Origin of the sequence: Phenylobacterium sp., from assembly GCF_028290885.1 — a bacterium.
GTDB lineage: Bacteria > Pseudomonadota > Alphaproteobacteria > Caulobacterales > Caulobacteraceae > Phenylobacterium.
In genome coordinates this window covers 1-14447 of sequence record NZ_JAQGIZ010000276.1, presented here as the reverse complement: position 1 = coordinate 14447, position 14447 = coordinate 1, and the positions used below count along the sequence as shown (strand labels likewise).

The window sequence follows — 14447 nt, the reverse complement described above, 5'->3', positions numbered from 1 at the left end:
CGAGGCCGCCGCCCGCCTCGGCGAGGCGGCCCCCGAAGCGCTGGAACTCCTGGGCGGCCTGGTGATCGAGCCGCAGGCCGTGCTGGAAGCCTGGGCGCCGCAGGTCGGCGCCGCCGCGGTCTGCCGGATCGAAGCCGATGGGGAGGGCTGGCGGCTTCTCGATGGCGCCGGAGAGGTCCTGGCCGCCGCCGACGCCGTGATCGTGGCCGCGGGCCTGGCCACCGCCGACCTCGTCCAGGGGCTGCCGCTCAGCGCGGTGCGCGGCCAGGCGAGCTGGACGGCTTTGGCCGATCCGCCGCCCGCCGCAGCCTTCGGCGGCTACGCCATCCCGACCCGCGGCGGGGTGCTGTTCGGCGCCACGCACGACCGCGGCGATACCGCCCGCGACGTCCGGCCCGAGGACCACCGCCGCAACCTCGAGGCGCTGGCTGCAGGCCTGCCGCGGCTCGCCGAACGGCTGGCGGACGAGCCGCTCGAAGGCCGCGCCTCGACCCGCGTCGCCACGCCGGACCGGCTGCCGGTCGCCGGCGCAGCGCCGGATGGGCCGGCCGGCGTCTTCGTGCTGAGTGGCTTCGGAGCGCGCGGGTTCACGCTCGCGCCCCTGCTGGCCGAGCACGTCGCCGCGCTCGCCATGCAGGCCCCCTCCCCCCTGCCCGCGCCGCTGGCCGACACCGTCGATGCGGCGCGTTTCGCCCGCCGGGCCGCTCGGCGCGGTTCCTAGGCAACCAAGATTCGCCGATGTAGGTTTGAGTGTGGGGACGACCCATCGCGAGGACCTTTAGTGATGAGCACCCATGTCGCCTTAGCCGCCGGCGCGGCGGCCCTTCTCATGCTGAGCGCCATGCCCGCGGCCGCCAAGTCGCCGCAGCCGGAGCACAACCAGTGCTTCTGGACCCGCATGGTCGACGGCTTCGCCGCCCCTGACGACCACACCTTGTACGTGCGGGTGGGCGTGCGCGACGTCTACCAGTTCGACCTGCTGGGCCCCTGCCCGGACATCGACTGGAACCAGCGCCTCGCGCTGGTCTCGCGGAGCGGCTCCAGCATCTGCTCCGGCATGGACGCCGAGGTGGTCACCCACACGCAGATCGGCCCGCAGCGCTGTCCGGTGCGCAGCATACGCAAGCTGACGCCGCAAGAGATCGCCGCCCTGCCCCCTCGCGCCAAGCCTTAGGGTTTCAAGGAAAAGAAGGGCGCCGACACGAAGTCGGCGCCCTGGGGAAGATCGTGTCGCGACCGGACCGTCCGCCCGGCGCCCGCCGCTCTGGCGGTCAGGCGTGTTCAGCTAGAATTTCTTGCGGACCCCCAGCTGGATGACACGGCCGAGGAAGAAGGCGTTGGTATAGTCGTAGTTGTACTGGCTGCGGGTGAAGGGCGGATCGGAGTCCAGGATGTTGATGATCCCCGCCGTCACGGTCGTGTCCCACGGCAACTGCCCCGTATAGACGAGGTCGTGGGTGATCTCGTCGTCCGTCTTCAGGATCGATGCGCCGACCAGATTGTCGGTTCCCTGCTTGAAGTGGGTCGTCCAGCGCAGATTGTGGAGGCCGGATGTCCACTCCAGGTAGGCGTTCGCTCGCAACTTGGGGTAGGAGTAGAAGGCGCTGAGCAGTTCCGTCTTGCCCGCCCGGTCAAGGGCCGGCGCGATGGTGAACCCGTCGAGCGTCACCAGGGCGCCGCGCTTGTATTCTATTGTGTAGGTGGCGTCGCCGCTAAGGGTCAGGTCGCCGCCGAACAGCGCGTCAGGCCAGAAATAGCTTCCCTGGAAGTCGAGGCCGGAGGTGTCAACGCTGGGGCCGTTGATCAGGTTGGCCTTCACGCCCAGCAGGTTTGCGGGGGAGCAGTCGTTGGTGGCCGGATTGCCGTCGTCAGCGAAGGTGAAGCGGCTGCGGAAGGCCGCCACCCCGCACTGCCAGGTGGAGGGCGTCGCGCTTGGAAACATCGTCGAGACGAGGGCGGCCGCGGTTTCGTTCGTCAGCTCGTCCTTGAATTTGAACTTGTAATAGTCGAGCGTCGCGCGGAAGTTCCGTGTACTGACGATCACGCCGACGTTGTAGGTGTCGGCCGTTTCCGGACGCAGGTGCGGGTTGTTGGCGGTGTCCACCGGACGATACAGCGAGCCCACGCCAGGCAGATTGAATTGGGCCAGGCCGCGGACATTGCCCGGGGTGAGGGACGTCTGCTGCGGCGCACGGAACGTGGAGCCGGCCGAACCCCGGAACGCCAGCCAGTCCAGGGCCTGCCAGCGCACGGACACCTTCGGGTTGGTCGTCGAGCCGAAGTTGCCGCCGTAGTATTCGTATCGTGCGGCGGCGGTGACTTCCAGGCTGTCGGTGATCGGCAGCCTGACCTCGCCGAACACCGAGGAAACCGTCCGGTCGACGTCGACCTCCTGCACCGCGGAATAGAAGGTGTAGGCGCCGGTGCCCGAGACGCCGCATCCGGGAAGGCCATCGCCATATGGAATGCTGTCGACACACGGCGTGGCGTTGATGTCGTAGAAGTCGGGAACACTGATCTGGGTGCGGTCGTAGCGCACCTGGGCCCCCAGCGCCCAGCCGATTTTGCCGCCGCCCAGGGTGATGGGCAGCGCCCCGTTGAACACGGTCTCGCCGACCGCCAGTTCGGTATAGGTGTCGCCGCTGAGCTGGATGTGCAGCCAGTTCAGCAGGTCCGGCTTGTTGTTGGTCGCTCCGGGCGCAAAGAACGGGTTCGCGCCGCCGACGCCCTTGCTGCCCGAATAGGCGTTGGCGAAGGGATTGAAGTACTGGCAGCCGCCGACGCCGGGGGCGCCGCTGACCGGGTTGCACCCGGGGCCGCCCAAGCCGCGCAGCGCCAATTCAAGCCTCGTGACGGAGATGTCCGGGCCGGCGCCGGCCTCGCCGTGGTTGACCTGGTAGGTGGCCGAGGCGCGCCAGCCGATATCGTCCCACATATGCCCGGTGAGCGAGCCGCCGATGCGGAAAGCGGTAGCCCGGCGAGCCTGGTGATCGGCGCCGTCGCTGAACAGCGGGTTGCCGCCGAAGCCCTCGGGCCGCCAAAGGGTCTGCGACGCAATGACCCCGTTGGCTGCGGCGTTGGTGCAGATCGTGCCGAGCGCCGGACAGTTCACGGGATTGGCGAGGAAGGCGATCAGTCCGGGGTTGGTGTTGGGTATGTAGAACCGCGACTGCTGGTTGAGGCCCACGGCCGGATAGGGCGAGGTGCCACCGCCGGGGGAACCGCCCGAGGCGACGATCGGCGTCGGGAACTGGGTCGTGGACTGCGCGGGTGACACGCGTTCATTCGGAACGTCGTGCCGGGCCCACAGCATTTCACCGTGGAAGTCGATGTCGTCGGTCACCCTGAAGTTCAGCTGGCCGTAGACCGAATAGTGGAACTCGTCGTTCACCAGGTTGTCGAATTGGGTGAACTGGAAACGGCAACCCGAAGCCGGCGACGCGGCGCTAACCAGGACGCCGCCGAGCTGGGCGCAGCCATTGTCCACGAAGGATTGGCTGAATGTTCCGGCCGCCACCTGGGCGGCCGTGCCGGTCGTGAACACCCCGGGATTGGACGCGGTCGACCAGCCGCCGAAATTGTTGTTCGCGAAGGGCTGTAGCGCCCAGGCGCGGTCCGTCGTGCGCAACTCGCTGCGCCTGCGATATGACGCGGTCAGCAAGGCGTCGCCGCGGTCGAAGCGCCAGCCTCTCGCAATGCTGACGTCGTAGTCGCCGGCCGACTTCCGGATTTGCGAATAGTCGGCGGTGAACTCCCAACCGTCCAGATCCCGGCGGGTGATGAAGTTCACCACGCCGCCGACTGCGTCGGAGCCGTAGGTCGCCGCCGCGCCGTCGCGCAGGATCTCGATGCGTCCGATCGCGGCGTTGGGGATGAAGTTGATGTCCACCGACTCCAGCGCCACGGCGGCGGGCGAAGTGGCCATCCGCTGGCCGTTGAAGAGCACAAGCGTGCGCGCCGAGCCGAAGCCGCGCAGGTTCACCGTGGCCGCGCCCGCGGCTGTGCCAAGGAATCGGTTGGATTCGCCGATCGAGCCCTGCGCCGCGGTGATCGTCTTGACGAGGTTCACCGTTGTGGGCGAGCCCTGCTTCTGCAGGTCAGCCGCGCCGATCACATTCACCGGCAAGGCCGCCGTCGTTGACGTTCCGGCGATGTAGGAGCCGGTGACGACGACTTCGCTGACCTCGGGGCCGGCGGCGGTGGCGGTCTTGGCGGCCTGAGCGGCCGCGCCTTGGGTCGATCCAAATGCCAGAGCGACGGCCAAGATTGATCCGCCGCAGAAATATCTGCTCTTCAACATGATGGGTTCCTCCCCCGTTGGGCGCCATCCCCGTCTGGTGCGAGGATTTCGGCCCGAATGCAGGAAGACCATCCGATGCGTTTCAGGCGGCGGCCACTCTTTTTCCAACCCGACATATAAGGCCGGCATGCAGGAAGGTTCGCGCCGCCGGCCCGCGGCCGCGCCGGGCGTTTTTCGCGCCCATACTCAGGTTTCTAAGCACCGGCGCCCACCGATTCGCTAGCCTTGTGTGGCCACGCCGAACAGGGAGGTCCGTCGGGCAGCCCCGCGCTCTCTCGCCTGCCGGGCCGGCGCGTGAATGACGGGACCGTCAACTTACGCGGGTGTCAGCGGGTCCTGCCGTACTCACAATTCGAATTGTTCCAACTGTTTCGAAAGTGGCACAAATGTCGCGGAAAGAAAATATGTGGGCGCCGGCGCCCACAGATGGCGAGGTCAAACCGCTGGCGGCCCTGGACCGGTGATTCGGCCAGGCATTGTCGGGTCGCCCCTCGCGGGCCGGACCCAGTCCAGCAGTCGGGAAAGGATGGTGGACGCGACAGGGATCGAACCTGTGACCCCCTCGATGTCAACGAGGTGCTCTCCCGCTGAGCTACGCGTCCTGAACCGTCGTCGGGAAGGCGGGGATATACCGACGAGGCGCCAACCGCGCAAGCTGGGCCGCGCAAGCCAGGCCGGGACCGGCTCAGGCGGCGATCATCCGTTCCACCTCGGAGACGATCTCGCGCAGGTGGATGGGCTTGGAGAGCACCTTGGCGCCGGGCGGCGCCTGGTCGCTGGCGGCGAGCGCCACGGCGGCGAAGCCGGTGATGAACATGATCCGCAGGCCGGGATGCAAGACCGCCGCCTGACGGGCGAGCTCGATCCCGTCCATGCCGGGCATGACGATGTCGGTGAGCAGCAGGTTCCAATCCTGGTCGAGCACCGCGGCCGCTTCTTCGCCGTCGGCGCAGGCCGTCACCTCATAGCCGGCCCGCTCCAGCGCGCGGGCCAGGAAGCCGCGGAGGCTGTCGTCGTCTTCGGCCAGGAGGATTCGGGGCATGAGGTCTCTTCCGGCGGGCGGGCGCGGCAGCGGATGCGAAGCCCCACAATACCGCCACAAGCGTAAAGGCGCGATGAACCCTTTGACCCATGCCGACGCTGAGCGTTCAATGCGGCGGATGAACGCCTGGGAGCCTGTCGCCGCCGAGGACGCACCTGCGCGGGGCGCGTTCGGCCTGTGGCGAGCTGTCGCAGAGGGCGTAGCCCCGCCGACGCCCCTGGTGTTCGCCTCGCCCCACTCCGGCCGGGACTATCCCGACGACATGATGTCGGCCGCCGCCCTCGACGCCCAGACGATCCGCCGCTCGGAGGACGCCTTCGTCGATGACCTGATCGTCTTGGCCCCGGAGCTGGGCGCCGCCGTGATCACCGCCCGCTACGCCCGCGCCTACATCGACCTCAACCGTGAGGCCTTCGAACTCGACCCCGGCATGTTCGCCGACGAGCTGCCGGAGTTCGCGCGCGCCCGGACGGCCAGGGTGGCTGCCGGGCTGGGCGCCATCGCCCGTGTGGTGTCCGAAGGCCAGGAAATCTACGCCCGCAAGCTGATGTTCGCCGAGGCCCGCGACCGGATCGAGGGGGCGCACCGGCCCTATCACGCGGCGCTGGAGCGGCTGATCGCCGAGGCGCACCGCACGCACGGCTTTGCGATCCTCATCGACTGGCACTCCATGCCGGCGGCGGCGGCCAGGGCGGGCGGGCGCGACCGGCCCTGCGACATCGTGCTCGGCGACCGCTTCGGCGCAGCGTGCGCCGGCCTGCTCACTGCCCGCGTCGAGCGCGAGCTCGAGGCGATGGGCTACCGGGTGGCGCGCAACACCCCCTACGCCGGCGGCTACACCACCGAGCACTACGGCCGCCCGGCGCGGCGCACCCACGCCCTGCAGATCGAGATCAACCGCGGCCTCTATCTCGACGAGGCGACGCTGACCCCCACGGCGGGTTTCGAACGGCTGAAGGCCAACCTGGAACGGCTGACCCGGGCCCTGGCCGCCGCCGACTGGAGCGGCCTGAAGGCGGCCTGAGACCAGGCGAAAGACTACAGGCCAAAAAAAAAGCCGCGCCCGGAGGCGCGGCAGTTCATAGGGAGGAAACGCCCAGGAAGGGCAGAGGCGTCAAGGACGCCTCACAAATCCAATGTACGGTGCGCTGCACAACAGCGCAAGCCGTTACGGCGAAAAACCTGCATCTTCATGATGGTGAGAGCCAAAAGGCGAAGATTTTCCGGGCCTTGCGCGAACGCTCTTTTAGCCTATTTAGGTTGCACCGCACAACAACCGGAGCCTGTGGGCGCTTCCGGGCGCTCGCGGCCGGCAACTCCAAGCTGGCGGTTGCGCCTCGTCTCCCCTACAAGCGCGCCTTCCTCGCCTCCGAGACACTCCCCCGAACCTCATGTCGCTTCGCAACATCGCCATCATCGCCCACGTCGACCACGGCAAGACCACGCTGGTGGACCAGCTGCTCGCCCAGTCGGGCGTGTTCCGCGCCAACGAGGCGCACGCCGAGCGCGCCATGGATTCCAACGACCAGGAGCGCGAGCGCGGGATCACCATCCTGGCCAAGTGCACCAGCGTGCTGTGGCACGGCGAGGCCGGCGACACCCGGATCAACATCATCGACACCCCCGGCCACGCCGACTTCGGCGGCGAGGTGGAGCGGATCCTGGGCATGGTGGACGGCTGCGTCCTGCTGGTCGACGCCGAGGAAGGCGTCATGCCGCAGACCAAGTTCGTGCTCGGCAAGGCGCTCAAGATGGGCCTGCGCCCCATCGTCTGCCTGAACAAGGTCGACCGCCCCCACGCCGACCCCGACCGGGTGCTGAACGACGCCTTCGACCTGTTCGCCGCCATGGGCGCCACCGACGACCAGCTCGACTTCCCGCACATCTATGCGTCGGGCAAGCAGGGTTGGGCGACCCTGGACATGGCCAAGCCCAACGACACGCTGGCGCCATTGTTCGACCTGATCGTCAAGCATGTGCCCGAGCCCGCCGCCATCGCGCGCAAGGACGGCCCCTTCCAGATCCTCTCAGTGCTGATCGAGAACGACCCGTTCCTGGGGCGCCTGCTCACCGGCCGCATCGAGAGCGGCAAGGCGACGCCGGGCCTCGCCATCCACGCGCTGGGCATTGACGGCAAGGAGGTCGAGCGCGGCCGGATCACCAAGGTGCTGGCTTTCCGCGGCCTGAAGCGGCAGCCGATCGAGGACGCCGAGGCGGGCGACATCGTCGCCATCGCGGGCCTCTCCAAGGCCACGGTCGCCGACACCCTCTGCGCCATGGACGTCGCCGAGGCCCTGCCGGCCCAGCCGATCGACCCGCCGACCATCTCCATGACCGTCAGCGTCAACGACAGCCCGCTGGCCGGCCGCGAAGGCGACAAGGTGCAGAGCCGGGTGATCCGCGACCGCCTGCTCAAGGAAGCCCAGTCCAACGTCGCCATCCGGGTCAGCGAGACCCCCGACAAGGACGCCTATGAGGTCGCCGGCCGCGGCGAGCTGCAGCTCGGCGTGCTGATCGAAAGCATGCGCCGCGAGGGCTTCGAGGTTTCCATCAGCCGCCCCCGCGTGGTGTTCCAGACCGATCCCGAGACCGGCGAGCGCCTGGAGCCCATCGAGGACGTGATGATCGACGTGGACGAGGAGTTCACCGGCATCGTCATAGAGAAGCTGTCGGCCCGCCGCGCCGAGCTCAAGGACATGGGCCCGTCCGGGGCCGGCAAGACGCGGTTGTCGCTGATGTCTCCGTCGCGGTCGCTGATCGGCTACCAGGGCGAATTCCTGACCGACACCCGCGGCTCCGGCGTGCTGAACCGCGTGTTCAGCCACTACGAGCCCTACAAGGGGGCCATCGACGCCGGCCGCAAAGGCGTGCTGGTCTCCAACTCCGAGGGCGAGACCGCGGCCTACGCCCTGTGGAACCTGGAAGAGCGCGGCACCATGTTCGTGGGCGGCGGCGAGAAGACCTACCAGGGCATGATCATCGGCGAGAACTCCCGCCAGGACGACCTCGACGTCAACCCGATGAAGGCCAAGCAGCTCACCAACGTCCGCGCCTCCGGCAAGGACGAGGCCGTGCGCCTGACCCCGCCGCGCCGCCCGACCCTCGAACAGGCCATCGCCTACATCGAGGAGGACGAATTGGTGGAGGTGACGCCGAAGTCCATCCGCCTGCGCAAAAAGGTGCTCAACCCCTCTTTCCGCAAGAAGCGCGTCAAGGAAGACTAGACGGCCAACCGGGGGGTGTGAGACGTCTGAAGGACGGAGATTGCCCATGACCCTCGTCGGCCCCGTCAAACCTCCCCGCCACTATCCGACTGCGGCCGCCAAGTGCGCCGACCTGGTGGTGCATATCGTCGGCCTGACGCTGGCCCTGGTGGGCGGGATCGTGCTGCTGGCGCTGGCGGTGCGGGCGGGCTCGATCACCCGGGTGGTCGGCGTCTCGATCTATGCCGCCGGCGTGCTCGCCATGCTGGCTTTCTCCACCGCCTACAATTTCGCCAAGGCCCGCTATCGGCCGCTGCTGCGCCGGCTCGACCATGCCGGCATCTTCCTGATGATCGCCGGCTCCTACACGCCCTTCACCATCCACAACCTTCGCGGCGCCTGGGCCTGGGGGATGACGGCGGCGGTCTGGTCGATCGCGGGCGTCGGGGCGCTGAGCAAGCTGTTCCTTCCGCAGGTCGACCGCAAGCTCGGCGTCGCCGTCTACCTCGCGCTGGGGTGGCTGGTCCTGGTGGCGCTGAAGCCGATGATCGACAACGTCACCTGGGCGGCGCTGCTGTTGCTGGTGGCCGGCGGCGTGCTCTATTCCACCGGGGTGATCTTCTACGTGAACAAGCGCCTGAAGTTCTCCCGCGCCATCTGGCACGGCCACGTGGTGGCGGCCGCGGCGGCGCACTGGGCCGCGGTGCTGGTGGGGGTGGTCCTGGCCACCCGCTAGCCGCCGGTTCTAATATCGTCTTTCCATGAAGACGTCGGCGCGGACGTACTCCGTCTTGGCCGGCGCCAGGTCCTTGAAGCCGGTGGCGCGGTAGAGCGCCAGCGCCGGCGCCAGCGACGAATTGGTCTCCAGGTAGAGCCGGGGCGCGCCGTCTTCCGCGCCGGCCTCGATGCATTTCTCCATCAGCAAGCGCCCGAGGCCGGACCCACGTACGGTCTCCGCGACCGTCATTTTGGCCACCTCATAGCCGCCGTCGGCCATCTTCAGCAGGGCCACGCAGCCCACCGCTTCGCCGTCCTTCAGCGCCATGAAGATGCGTCCGCCCTGGGCGATGATCTTGCCCTGCGGGTCGCCCAGCACCTCGCGGTCCTTGGCCTCGATGGTGAAGTATTTGGCGATCCAGGCCTCGTTGAGCGTGCGGAAGGCATGGGCGTGCTCAGGCGCGAACTCGACGATCTCCATGGACGGACGCCCTCCGGCTGGTCATGAAGGCGACGCCCGCCCCCATCCCGATGATCTAATGCCCAATCCGATCTTCTCAAACCTGCCGACCACGATCTTCGAGGAGATGTCCGGACTGGCCCGGACGCTCGGCGCGGTGAACCTCGGCCAGGGCTTTCCCGACGATCCCGGGCCGGAGGCGATCCGCGCCAGAGCGGCGGACGCGGTGCTCAACGGCTACAACCAGTATCCGCCCATGGCCGGGCTGCCGGAGCTGCGTCAGGCCGTGGCCGCCCACTATGCACGCACCCAGGGCCTCGACCTCGACTGGGCGAGCGAGGTGACGATCACCTCCGGCGCCACCGAGGCCCTGGCCGCGGCCTTCCTGGCGCTGATCGAGCCCGGCGACGAGGTGGTGGTCTTCCAGCCGGTCTACGACGCCTACCTGCCGCTGATCCGCCGCGCCGGCGGCGTGCCCAAGCTGGTCAGCCTGCAGCCGCCGCGCTGGCGTTTCGACCGCGCCATGCTGGAGGCGGCCTTCACGGAGCGCACGCGGTTCGTCGTGCTCAACAACCCGAACAACCCGGCCGGGACCGTCCTGCCGGACGAGGATCTCGCCTTGCTGGCCGAGCTCTGCGTGGCCCGCGACGTCACCGCGATCTGCGACGAGGTCTGGGAGCAGGTGGTGTTCGGAAGCGCCCGCCACCGCCCGCTGATCGCCTTCCCCGGCATGCGCGAGCGGTGCGTGAAGATCGGCTCGGCCGGCAAGATGTTCGGCCTGACCGGCTGGAAGGTGGGCTTCCTCTGCGCGGCGCCGGAACTGACCCACAGCCTCGCCCGCGCCCACCAGTTCCTGACCTTCACCACCCCGCCAAATTTGCAAACCGCCGTGGCCTGGGGGCTGCAGAACTCCGACGACTGGTTCCGCCAGATGCCGCGCGACCTGGAGCGGTCCCGCGACCGGTTGGCGGAGGGGCTGAAACGCGAGGGCTTTGCGGTGCTGGCGTCCGCCGGCACCTACTTCCTCAATGTCGACCTGGCCGCCTCCGGCGTCACCGAGCCCGACCGCGACTTTTGCCTGCGGGCGGTCAAGGAGGCGGGCGTCGCCGCCATTCCCGTCTCCGCGCTCTACGAGGAAGACGCGGTGACCGCGATCGTGCGCCTGTGCTTCTCGAAGCGGGACGAGACCCTCGACGCCGGGATCGCGCGGCTGGCCAGGGCGCGGGAACTCTCCGTTCAGGATAGGATGGTGGGCGAAGGATAGCTGGGAGGAAGCCTCAATGCCCGCCACGCTGCGCCACTTCGCCATCAACGCCCACGACGTCCCGCGCGCCAAGAGCTTCTACGAGCAGGTGTTCGGCTGGACCTTCACCCCCTGGGGGCCGCCCGGCTTCTACCAGACCCGCAGCGCCGGCCACGGCTTCGTGGGCGCCCTGCAGGGCCGCCGCGACATCGGCGGCAAGACCATGCCCGGCACGGAGATCAGCTTCGGCGTCGAGGACAACAAGTCGACCATCGCGGCCATCGAGGACCACGGCGGGCAGGTGATCATGCAGCCCTTCCGCATCGACGGCGTCGGCGAGCTGATCTTCTTCCAGGACACCGAGGGCAACATCGCCGGGGCCATGCAGTACGAGAGGGACCAATGGTGACCGCAAGGCGCTCCGCCTCGCCTTTGCAAATCGCCCGAGATATGTTCGCCGAACGTTGTGATGAACACGAAGGGGTATGCCATGAGCTATGTCGGAAGCTGCTTCTGCGGAACGGTCGAGCTGGAGGTCAGCGGTGAGCCGGAAGGCATGGGCTATTGCCACTGCAGCTCCTGCCGGTCCTGGTCCGGCGGGCCGGTGAACGCCTTCAGCCTCTGGAAGCCCGAGAACGTGACGGTCACCAAGGGCGCGGACCGGATCGCCATGTATCAGAAGACCGAGGTCAGCCAGCGGCAGTATTGCGCCGAGTGCGGCGGCCACCTGATGACCAACCATCCGCCCCTCGGTCTGGTGGACGTGTTCTCCGCGACCATCCCGACGCTGGTTTTCGTGCCCGGCGTGCACATCAACTACGCTGAGACGGTGCTGCCCATGCGCGACGGCCTGCCGAAAATGAAGGACTTCCCGGCGGAGTTCGGCGGTTCCGGCGCGACGATGGCGGAGTAGGCCTCAGCAGGTCGACCCGCCGTCCACCACGATCGTCTGACCCGTCGTCCACGCCCCCGCGCGCGACGCGAGGTAGACCGCCGCGCCCGCCAGGTCGTCGGGTTCGCCCAGCCTACGCAGCGGCGTGCCGGAGCTGGCGCGCTTTTCGCCTTCCGGCGTGTCCCACAGCGCCTTGGCGAAGTCGGTCTTCACCAGGCCCGGTGCGATGCAGTTGACCCGGACGTTGTCGGGGCCGAGCTCGCGGGCGAGGTTGCGGGCGAGCTGCATGTCGGCCGCCTTGGAGATGCAGTAGGCGCCGATCACCTCGGAGCCGCGCAGGCCGCCGATCGACGAGACGATGATGATCGCCCCGTCCTTCCGTTCCTTCATTTCCGGCGCGACCATGCCGATCATCCAGTTGTTGGCCACGATGTTGTTGGTGAGGATCTTGCCGAACGCGTCGTCGGAGATGTCGAGCTGGCTGCCATAGAACGGGTTCGAGGCGGCGTTGCAGACCAGGATGTCGATCTTGCCGAACGCCTTCCTGGTGTCGTCCATCAGCCGCTGAAGGTCGTCCTTCGAGGAGATGTTGGCCGGGATGGCGATGGCGTGGCCGGCGGCCCGCGCGTTGATCTCGGCGGCCACCTCCTCGCAAGGGCCGGCCTTGCGCGAGGAGATCACCACCTTGGCGCCGTGGGCGGCCATCTGCTCGGCGATGGCCTTGCCGATGCCGCGCGAGGAGCCGGTGATCACCGCCACCTTGCCGGTCAGGTCGAACAGCTTGCCGGCCAGGGTCGCCGGCTTGTCCATCACGTCACTAGCGTTGGTCATGGGCGCGGGCTCCTCTAAAACATTCGTTTGATTTTCGGCCATTTGCGGCGCGGCCCCCAAGTCCGTCAAGGTGGGGCGAGGTCAAGCGCGCTTAGCCGGCGATCCGCCGCTCCATCCGGGCCACGCGCATCGGCCCGGCCTCGGGATGGCGCACGTCGATCTCGTCGACCCGGCGAAAGCCGAGGCCCTCATAGAAGGGCGCGAGGGGAGGATCGCAGTCGAGCCGCAGGAGGCGGCGGTCCTGCGCCCGGGCCAGGGCCGCCGCATGGTCGATGAGCGCCGCGGGCACGCCGGTTCCGGCATGGGCGCGGCGGACGGCGAGCTTGTGCAGGTAGACCGCCTCGCCCGGCGGCCGATCCGGCCAGAAGTGCGGATCTTCGGGCAGCAGGATCATCACGCCCGCGATCCCTCCGGCCGTCCTGGCGGTCAGCATCTGGCCGCGCGCGATAATCGGCGTGACGAAGGACTCGCCGACCAGCGCCGGGTCCCAGAGCTGCGACCGCCAGGTGGTGATCCAGCGGGCGGCCTCCTGCAGCACCTCGGCGACGGCGAAGGCTTCCCCCGGCTCGGCGAACCCCAGGTCGAATTTCGGACGGGCCATCAGGTCTCCGGCGGGACAAAGCGGCGGCGGACGCTGCCCGCCGTTGTGGCCACGCTGGCGTGGGTCGCCGCGCTCGGCAATGTCGAATCGGCGGGAGACCCCTTGCGGTCGCCGTCCCGGCGACGCACGTTCCGGGCTCGCTATTTCAAGAGGACTCTATGCGCGAGATCTACCGGAACTACCTCGACGACGAAGACGGCGAAGACGAGGACAAGGGCCGCCAGCCCGACATGCCGATGACCTCGGGGCCGGTGCAGAACGCGCTCTTCAAGTCGCGCACGGTGCTGGTGTTCGGCGAGATCGACATGCGGTTGGCCGAGCGGGTCACCGCCCAGATCACCGCCTTCGCCTCCGAAAGCGACAAGCCGATCCGCGTGATCATCAACTCGCCCGGCGGCCACGTGGAGAGCGGCGACACCGTCCACGACATGATCCGCTTCTGCGGCGTCGAGGTGAAGGCGATCGGCACCGGCTGGGTGGCCAGCGCCGGCGCGCACATCTTCCTGGGCGCCAAGAAGGAAAACCGGCTTTGCCTGCCCAACACCCGCTTCCTGCTACACCAGCCGGCCGGCGGCATGCGCGGCCAAGCCTCGGACATCCAGATCGAGGCCGAGCAGATCATCAAGATGCGCGACCGCGTGAATCGGATGATCGCCAAGGAGACCGGCCAGACCGTCGAGCGGATCGTCAAGGACACCCAGCGGAACTTCTGGATGAGCGCCGAGGAGGCGGTCGACTACGGCCTCGTCGCGCGGATCATCAACGACACCTCGGAGGTCTAGCTACGTGGACAGGCCGTGGTGGCAGGGCGCGATCCTCTACCACGTCTATGTCCGCAGCTTCTTCGACAGCGACGGCGACGGGCATGGCGACCTGCCCGGCGTCGAGGCCAAGCTGGACTACATCAAGAGCCTCGGCGTCGACGGGATCTGGCTCTCGCCGATCCATCCCTCGCCCAACCGCGACTGGGGCTATGACGTCGCCGATTTCGAGGGCGTGCAGCCCGACTACGGCGCGGCGGACGATTTCCAGCACCTGCTCGACGCCGCCCACGCCAAGGGGCTGCGGGTCGTCCTCGACGAGGTGCTGAGCCATACCTCCGACGAGCATCCCTGGTTCGTGGAGAGCCTGACCGGCGGCGCGGACGGACCGAAGGCC

The 14447-nt window shown here is 68.3% G+C and carries 15 protein-coding genes and 1 tRNA gene; 10 read left to right on the top strand and 6 right to left on the bottom strand.

The window, feature by feature from the left end:
* Both JWP28_RS18390 and JWP28_RS18385 read left to right on the top strand, forming a co-directional pair.
* Positions 1–721: FAD-dependent oxidoreductase (locus JWP28_RS18390; RefSeq protein ID WP_299545212.1), on the top strand; the 721-nt coding region annotated here is incomplete at its 5' end.
* A gap of 63 nt (positions 722–784) precedes the next feature.
* Positions 785–1174: a DUF6491 family protein gene (locus JWP28_RS18385; protein WP_299545210.1), complete on the top strand. Its 390-nt coding sequence runs from the start codon at positions 785–787 to the stop codon at positions 1172–1174.
* Between the two features lie 111 nt (positions 1175–1285).
* On the opposite strand, the gene JWP28_RS18380 is transcribed toward JWP28_RS18385, so the two are convergent.
* From JWP28_RS18380 to cpdR, 3 genes are all read right to left on the bottom strand, one after another.
* Positions 1286–4264 carry a TonB-dependent receptor gene (locus JWP28_RS18380; RefSeq protein WP_299545208.1) on the bottom strand — a complete coding sequence of 993 codons (2979 nt, stop codon included), beginning with the start codon at positions 4262–4264 and terminating at the stop codon, positions 1286–1288.
* A 563-nt stretch (positions 4265–4827) separates the two neighbouring features.
* Positions 4828–4902 (bottom strand) — tRNA-Val (locus tag JWP28_RS18375).
* 83 nt (positions 4903–4985) lie between these two features.
* The gene (gene cpdR, locus JWP28_RS18370) at positions 4986–5342 is read right to left on the bottom strand and encodes a cell cycle two-component system response regulator CpdR (RefSeq protein ID WP_299545206.1); all 357 of its coding nucleotides are present in this window, start codon (positions 5340–5342) and stop codon (positions 4986–4988) included.
* Positions 5343–5460: 118 nt separating this feature from the next.
* Between cpdR and JWP28_RS18365 the strand changes: the two genes are divergently transcribed.
* From JWP28_RS18365 to JWP28_RS18355, 3 genes are all read left to right on the top strand, one after another.
* Positions 5461–6366, top strand: a complete 906-nt coding sequence (locus JWP28_RS18365) for an N-formylglutamate amidohydrolase (protein WP_299545204.1) — start codon at positions 5461–5463, stop codon at positions 6364–6366.
* Between the two features lie 367 nt (positions 6367–6733).
* Positions 6734–8566, top strand: a complete 1833-nt coding sequence (gene typA / locus JWP28_RS18360) for a translational GTPase TypA (RefSeq protein ID WP_299545203.1) — start codon at positions 6734–6736, stop codon at positions 8564–8566.
* A 46-nt stretch (positions 8567–8612) separates the two neighbouring features.
* Complete coding sequence (locus tag JWP28_RS18355; protein WP_299545202.1) at positions 8613–9281, top strand: hemolysin III family protein; 669 nt, start codon at positions 8613–8615, stop codon at positions 9279–9281.
* 9 nt (positions 9282–9290) lie between these two features.
* Here the strand turns inward: JWP28_RS18355 and JWP28_RS18350 are convergent, their stop codons facing one another.
* Entirely contained in the window at positions 9291–9743 is a 453-nt protein-coding gene (locus tag JWP28_RS18350) for a GNAT family N-acetyltransferase (protein WP_299545201.1), read from the bottom strand.
* A 58-nt stretch (positions 9744–9801) separates the two neighbouring features.
* Between JWP28_RS18350 and JWP28_RS18345 the strand changes: the two genes are divergently transcribed.
* The 3 genes from JWP28_RS18345 (at position 9802) to JWP28_RS18335 (ending at position 11878) form a co-directional block, all read left to right on the top strand.
* Positions 9802–10986 (top strand): aminotransferase, encoded by a 1185-nt coding sequence (locus JWP28_RS18345; protein ID WP_299545200.1) that lies wholly within the window; start codon positions 9802–9804, stop codon positions 10984–10986.
* A gap of 16 nt (positions 10987–11002) precedes the next feature.
* Entirely contained in the window at positions 11003–11374 is a 372-nt protein-coding gene (locus JWP28_RS18340; protein WP_299545198.1) for a VOC family protein, read from the top strand.
* Between the two features lie 81 nt (positions 11375–11455).
* Complete coding sequence (locus JWP28_RS18335) at positions 11456–11878, top strand: GFA family protein (RefSeq protein WP_299545196.1); 423 nt, start codon at positions 11456–11458, stop codon at positions 11876–11878.
* Between the two features lie 3 nt (positions 11879–11881).
* Here the strand turns inward: JWP28_RS18335 and JWP28_RS18330 are convergent, their stop codons facing one another.
* On the bottom strand, positions 11882–12667 hold the full coding sequence (locus tag JWP28_RS18330; protein WP_299545213.1) for an SDR family oxidoreductase: 786 nt from the start codon (positions 12665–12667) through the stop codon (positions 11882–11884).
* A gap of 112 nt (positions 12668–12779) precedes the next feature.
* Positions 12780–13289 (bottom strand): GNAT family N-acetyltransferase, encoded by a 510-nt coding sequence (locus JWP28_RS18325; RefSeq protein ID WP_299545194.1) that lies wholly within the window; start codon positions 13287–13289, stop codon positions 12780–12782.
* 158 nt (positions 13290–13447) lie between these two features.
* Here JWP28_RS18325 and JWP28_RS18320 point away from each other — a divergent pair, with 158 nt between their 5' ends.
* Together JWP28_RS18320 and JWP28_RS18315 are read left to right on the top strand one after the other, a co-directional pair.
* Entirely contained in the window at positions 13448–14071 is a 624-nt protein-coding gene (locus JWP28_RS18320) for an ATP-dependent Clp protease proteolytic subunit (RefSeq protein ID WP_299545192.1), read from the top strand.
* A gap of 4 nt (positions 14072–14075) precedes the next feature.
* Positions 14076–14447: alpha-amylase family glycosyl hydrolase (locus tag JWP28_RS18315; protein ID WP_299545190.1), on the top strand; the 372-nt coding region annotated here is incomplete at its 3' end.

Bases quoted from the DNA above. Each gene is read 5' to 3' on its own strand.
- typA (WP_299545203.1), top strand. From the start codon at position 6,734: ATGTCGCTTCGCAACATCGCCATCATCGCCCACGTCGACCACGGCAAG.
- JWP28_RS18340 (WP_299545198.1), top strand. From the start codon at position 11,003: ATGCCCGCCACGCTGCGCCACTTCGCCATCAACGCCCACGACGTCCCG.
- JWP28_RS18355 (WP_299545202.1), top strand. From the start codon at position 8,613: ATGACCCTCGTCGGCCCCGTCAAACCTCCCCGCCACTATCCGACTGCG.
- cpdR (WP_299545206.1), bottom strand. From the start codon at position 5,342: ATGCCCCGAATCCTCCTGGCCGAAGACGACGACAGCCTCCGCGGCTTC.
- JWP28_RS18330 (WP_299545213.1), bottom strand. From the start codon at position 12,667: ATGGACAAGCCGGCGACCCTGGCCGGCAAGCTGTTCGACCTGACCGGC.
- JWP28_RS18385 (WP_299545210.1), top strand. From the start codon at position 785: ATGAGCACCCATGTCGCCTTAGCCGCCGGCGCGGCGGCCCTTCTCATG.
- JWP28_RS18320 (WP_299545192.1), top strand. From the start codon at position 13,448: ATGCGCGAGATCTACCGGAACTACCTCGACGACGAAGACGGCGAAGAC.
- JWP28_RS18365 (WP_299545204.1), top strand. From the start codon at position 5,461: ATGAACGCCTGGGAGCCTGTCGCCGCCGAGGACGCACCTGCGCGGGGC.
- JWP28_RS18325 (WP_299545194.1), bottom strand. From the start codon at position 13,289: ATGGCCCGTCCGAAATTCGACCTGGGGTTCGCCGAGCCGGGGGAAGCC.
- JWP28_RS18345 (WP_299545200.1), top strand. From the start codon at position 9,802: ATGCCCAATCCGATCTTCTCAAACCTGCCGACCACGATCTTCGAGGAG.
- JWP28_RS18350 (WP_299545201.1), bottom strand. From the start codon at position 9,743: ATGGAGATCGTCGAGTTCGCGCCTGAGCACGCCCATGCCTTCCGCACG.
- JWP28_RS18335 (WP_299545196.1), top strand. From the start codon at position 11,456: ATGAGCTATGTCGGAAGCTGCTTCTGCGGAACGGTCGAGCTGGAGGTC.